At 58.0% G+C, this 5,117-nt stretch carries 6 protein-coding genes; 2 read left to right on the forward strand and 4 right to left on the reverse strand.

The annotated features are described in order from the left end of the window. Nucleotides 1-144 precede the first annotated feature (144 nt). The 3 genes from HKN37_07365 to HKN37_07375 form a co-directional block, all read right to left on the reverse strand. A complete protein-coding gene (locus tag HKN37_07365) occupies nucleotides 145-627 on the reverse strand; it encodes a hypothetical protein (protein ID NNE46462.1) in 483 nt (160 codons plus the stop codon). After that, the gene (locus HKN37_07370; GenBank protein ID NNE46463.1) at nucleotides 627-929 is read right to left on the reverse strand and encodes a hypothetical protein; all 303 of its coding nucleotides are present in this window, start codon (nucleotides 927-929) and stop codon (nucleotides 627-629) included. The genes HKN37_07365 and HKN37_07370 overlap by 1 nt, the downstream gene beginning before the upstream one ends. A gap of 64 nt (nucleotides 930-993) precedes the next feature. Next, nucleotides 994-1,524 carry a hypothetical protein gene (locus HKN37_07375; GenBank protein NNE46464.1) on the reverse strand — a complete coding sequence of 177 codons (531 nt, stop codon included), beginning with the start codon at nucleotides 1,522-1,524 and terminating at the stop codon, nucleotides 994-996. On the opposite strand from HKN37_07375, the gene HKN37_07380 reads away from it, so the two are divergent. Both HKN37_07380 and HKN37_07385 read left to right on the forward strand, forming a co-directional pair. Next, nucleotides 1,466-2,548: a 1-acyl-sn-glycerol-3-phosphate acyltransferase gene (locus tag HKN37_07380; protein NNE46465.1), complete on the forward strand. Its 1,083-nt coding sequence runs from the start codon at nucleotides 1,466-1,468 to the stop codon at nucleotides 2,546-2,548. The two genes, HKN37_07375 and HKN37_07380, sit on opposite strands and share 59 nt — an antisense overlap. A gap of 71 nt (nucleotides 2,549-2,619) precedes the next feature. After that, nucleotides 2,620-4,041 (forward strand): hypothetical protein, encoded by a 1,422-nt coding sequence (locus tag HKN37_07385; GenBank protein ID NNE46466.1) that lies wholly within the window; start codon nucleotides 2,620-2,622, stop codon nucleotides 4,039-4,041. Between the two features lie 17 nt (nucleotides 4,042-4,058). Here HKN37_07385 and HKN37_07390 read toward each other — a convergent pair. Beyond that, a partial coding sequence (locus HKN37_07390) for an accessory Sec system translocase SecA2 (GenBank protein NNE46467.1) occupies nucleotides 4,059-5,117 on the reverse strand: 1,059 nt, incomplete at its 5' end.

Consider the following 5,117-nt stretch of genomic DNA (forward strand, 5'->3'; position numbering starts at 1 on the left):
CCAGATCAGAAAGCCGTACAGAATCGCTTTTCCTGGAGATGACATAATGAAGACCTCTGCGTGCGCGGACGTTGTTCAATGTGACTCCGATATGTACGAGGAGAGGCGCTGCAGAAGCAAGAAGAGCATGCTCCGAGCCACTCTCTATTTCGGTTCCATGTTCGATCGCCACGACTGCCGCACTTTCTGCAAATGGATATCGACGATGTGTCGGAACGTCTTGATACTTCGATCGAAGTTGATGATGACGAATCGCCTGTCGACTGCCCAGAAGTTCGCGTGGATGGGTTCAGTCGCACCCTCGACGAGAAACGCCATCGACAGGAGTTTTATCTCACCAGGTCGTATCGGAAGCTCCGCGAGCCCGCTACGGTCTACTCGACCTTTGTCCATGGTGTAGAACCGCAGCTCCGTCCAGTCGGGACTGCGTTGAACGAGATTCGCAGCGCCCAGCTGTTCTCGCAGAACAGACTGGAAGTCCGCTGGCGAGTGTTCGACAAAGAGAGAAACGATTCGCAGTTCAAGCGGCGAAAGAACGACTCCTCCTCTCCACAGACGTTCGAGCACGGACGAGCCTGGTAACAGACCCGAGTCATCCTGTCCAGGGATGTTCTTATCAGCTGTCACTATGTCCTTTCCACTGTGCCATCCGGTCGCATTGCGAATTGCCACGAGGGATATCGACCCGGTGGCCAGACCGGTAGCTTGCTGTGTATGTCTATGCAGAAGAAGATCGTGCCGGAGGCCGGGTCATGGTCGTAACTGAATGCGGAGTATCGAACGACATGGCCATCACATTCGACGGACCCCATGGACTCATCGCGCTCGTTGAGTTCCTCAAAGGACAGCGACTCAAACTCCCTGCCCACGCGTTCAGCGACTTTCCGCAACAGCGAGGTGTTGGCCTTTCGATCTTCTATGCACTTCATCGAACTGAAACCCGTAGTGCGATCGTAGCACAGAATACGCGGTCTACCGAACACCGACCAATGGTCACATCCAGTCCCTGCCTGCTGCAATCAGGTTGACCGCGTGATAGGTCAACTTGGCCGCCGCAAAATCGGCGGCATGAAGTCCCCGCCTCGGGGCCAACTCCACGACGTCCATTCCCACAACCCTCGCCGCTGAAGTCACGGTCTTGATAATCTCCAACGTCTGGCGCCAGGTCAGTCCATTGGGCTCGGGCGTTCCGGTGGCCGGAATGATTCCCGGATCCAATCCGTCCACGTCGATTGTCAGATAGACATCGGTGCTAGCCAATAGCCGAGCGGCGGAAATGACAGGTACGTTGGTCGACGCCTGCAAACTAGATGGACCTGAACACACCGTAAATCGATCCGCCATTGTCTGAACTAAAACTGTAGATTTCGGCAGACCACCAGCCCGTACCGTGAGCCGACACAAATACCAGACCCCGCTGAGCATCGCCCTTTTCCGCACGATTCTGCTGTCGGCGGTGCGCGTATTGTGGCATCCGAAACTGTCGGGCGGCGCCGAGGCTCTACGAAAGGGTCCGTGCTTCATCTACGGCAACCATTCCAACCGCTGGGATCCGTTTATCCTCAACTGCTTCACGCCCTGGTCGGACCCGACCGGCGGAGTGATGACTCAGGAGTTCTTCCGAAAGCCGTTTCTCAACTGGGCCCTGAGCAGATTCGATCTCCATCCGACACGAAAGCGGATGGCCGACCCTCACCTGATTCGTGTTCTGCACCGGATGGTGGCGGACGGCCGGAAGATCGTCGTCTATCCGGAGGGTGGGAGTCGCTGGACAGGACGACCCGAGCCGTGGATACGGTCAACTGCAAAAGTTTTCACCCGGATGGGAATTCCCGTCTACCCGGTCGTCACGCACGGATCATACACCAGCTGGCCGCGCTGGGCGACTCATCCTCGACCCGGGCGCGTTGAAGTCGAGATCCTCGAGCCGCTGACCTTCACGCGCGACACTCCGCTTGATCAGGCCATTGAGCAACTCAAGGCTCCCATTGCCTTCGACGAAAATCTGGCGCCCGAGCACCTGCGACCCCGGTGGGCGTACCGGCCGGCCGACGGGATACACCGGTTGCTCTACCGCGATCCACAGACGGGCGAGCGCGACAGCCTCATCTCGCGAGACGGTACCTACGTGGAGAACAAGAATGGGTCGCTGAGACTCAAGATGCTTCCGGACAGTCGCCTCCTCAATGAGAAGACCGGAGAGATACATCTGACAGGCGATCTGTACGAGCGGATCCACGATATGCCGCTGTCCAAGGGGCCCGGCGGCGAAATGCTTGAGAACATCGTGGAGTACCACACCGAGATCGACTTCCCGCGTCTAGTGGGTCATGGAAACGTGAACGCTCGCCTCTTCGACGACAGCATTCAGCTCTCCGGCACAACCGTTCGCTCGATTCCGATGAGCGACCTGCACGGCTTTGACGTCGAGCGAAACTTCAAGCTACAGCTGTTCCTGAAGGGCGAAATGGTCCAACTGAGCTTCGTAGGAGGGGGAAGCGCACTCGCCTGGAGAGACGCCCTGAGGAGGCTTCATCCCGATTCATAGGACCGTGGATAGCAATCCGGCTCGAAGGAACTCCTATATTCTGAGCGACTTGCCAACCCCACGGTTATTACATGCCTGTCTGGGAGTTCTCTTTCACGATCAAGCAGTTCGTCCTCGACTTCGCGGTAGTGAGTGTCCTTCTCATAGCTGCCACGATGGCCAGGAGCAGGATACCGCTTCTCCAGCGCTTTCTGATTCCCAGCAATCTGATAGCCGGCTTCCTCGGCCTGATCCTTGGTCCGGAACTGCTCAAGTGGATCGAATTCTCGCCTGAACGCATGGGCGTATACGTCTACCATCTGTTGGCGTTGACGTTTATCGGGGTCGGGTTGAAACGGACCGGAGGCCGCACGGTCGGGGCAATCCACATCGGGTTTATCAAGGTCCTCACGTTTGTCATTCAGGCACTGATCGGCTTGATCGTGGCGCTCTTTTTTCTATGGCTGATCTCGCCGAATCTAGTTCCGGCCGTAGGCATATTGCTCCCTCTGGGTTTTGGCATGGGTCCCGGGATCGCCTTTTCGATCGGCCAATCGTGGGAAGCGCATGGCTTCGCGGAGGCTGCGGACATCGGTTTGACGCTGGCTGCGATCGGGTTCCTCGTGGCGTACATCACGGGAATCAGCGTCGTCAACCGAGGCATTCACAGGGGTCTGACCGCGTTGCGCCCCGATGAGGCAGGCACCGAGTTTGTCCGCCGCGGATTTGCCAGGAACGTTCCGCTCGGCATCGGCTCCCATAACACCTTTTCCAGCGGCACCATCGATACTCTTACCTTTCATTTCGCACTGGTCGGGGCCGTATATCTTGCGTCCTACGGCGTCGTGATGGGATTGGCGCAACTGCTCTCGGCAGCGGGCCTGACAAACGAGATTCCGACACTCTGGTCGCTCAACTTCGTGGTTGCCAATCTTCTGGCGCTCGGAACCCGGAAGATCATCGAGGTGCGGAGTGCTGGCTATATGATCGACGATGGAACCCTGCGTCGCATCACAGGCCTGATGGCGGACTTATTGGTCGCTGCGGCAATCATGGCCATCAGCCTTAAGGTCACATGGCAATACGTGGGACCGATAGCCGTGATGTGCATCATTGGAGCCATTGCGACTTACTTCGCGATCAAGTGGCCCATCGGCAGACTCTTCTCACAGTACCGGTTCGAGCGAACGGTCGGGCTCTATGCGGAGCAAACCGGAACGATCAGCTCGGGCCTTGCCATGATCCGCGTCACCGATCCGGAATTCGCGACTCCCGTGGCGCAGGACCAGGCTCTCGGCAGCGGCGCAGCGCTCGCACTCGGGTTTCCCTTGTTGATCATGATCAACCTTCCGCTGGTCTGGTACGAGGGAAGACTCGAGGGCTACTTCACGATGGCGGGGTTGCTGCTCCTCTATCTCGTCGCCCTGGTGGTAACGTGGTTCATCTTTACGCGTCGAACTGCCGGAGCACTTCCCGGTATTGTGCCTCCGACGTCGGGAGAGCCCACGGCCTGAACGGATCGCGCCGATCTTTAATCGTCTTTTGAGGTGCGGCGCAGAGAAATTCGTCGCCAGATTGCCCACGCCGCCAGTATCGGCCACGCCATCACGACCGCACCGGCGGTGAACGCCACGTTTCCCCTTCCAAAAAGCATCTGCTGCAGCTCTGTCAGCGCCTGATCATTCACCAGATACGTCCACGTCGATGATGGCGCACGCACGCCGGCAGCATCCAGACTTAGACTCTGGCCGGCCGCGTTCACATCAACAAGGGCTTTAGCTGTTCGCTGCTCGACGCACTCATAGACCGTCCAGAAACCATCTGCGATCTGCTTATGGAACTCATAGAGAGGATCGAGTCCACCGATACCGACCAGGTGGATCCCCTCCCGCAAATGGGCGACGAACGCCAGCTGCTCGGCCCAACACTCATCGATGAAGTGCAGTGTCGCCTCACGTTCCGCCTCCAACGTCGTCTCAGATCCAAATCGATCCACCGCCCATCGAAACAGCTCCTTCTGGCGACCAGACCAGACATCGAGATCCGCTTCGCCGGCAAGCACCTCCGCGCGCCAGGCATGTAATTTCTTACGTTGTTCCTCGACGAGTGCAGAATACCGATAAAGCGTACGGCGTATTTCGAAGTTCTGCCCTTCCGCAATTCGTTGAACCCGATCCAGCTCGCGTCTCACCACAGCATGATCAATCGACTCGTCCTGATCGGGCGGACGCAGCATCGGCGGAATGAGGTCGTCGATTCCGTAGCGAATCATGAGATCGTCGTCGAGACTTACAAAGAAGCGGGACGTACCCGGATCTCCCTGGCGCCCGGCACGACCACGAAGCTGGTCATCAATCCGTCTGCTTTCGTGCCGGTTAGTCCCCAGAACATATAGTCCGCCAAGTCGCACGACGGCATCTCGCTCGGCCTCATCGACGCCGCCCAGGCGGATGTCGGTGCCGCGCCCCGCCATGTTGGTCGAAATCGTTACGGCTCCGATCGCTCCGGCCTCTGCAATGACCGATGCTTCTTCCTCATCGTGCTTTGCGTTGAGTATCCGGCATTCGACGTCGCGCTCACTCAATCGAGC

This window comes from Rhodothermales bacterium (assembly GCA_013002345.1).
In the GTDB taxonomy this organism is placed as follows: Bacteria; Bacteroidota; Rhodothermia; order Rhodothermales; family JABDKH01; genus JABDKH01.

Coding starts and splice junctions, on each gene's coding strand:
- HKN37_07375 (NNE46464.1), bottom strand. CDS start 1,524: ATGAAGCACGGACCCTTTCGTAGAGCCTCGGCGCCGCCCGACAGTTTC.
- HKN37_07370 (NNE46463.1), bottom strand. CDS start 929: ATGAAGTGCATAGAAGATCGAAAGGCCAACACCTCGCTGTTGCGGAAA.
- HKN37_07385 (NNE46466.1), top strand. CDS start 2,620: ATGCCTGTCTGGGAGTTCTCTTTCACGATCAAGCAGTTCGTCCTCGAC.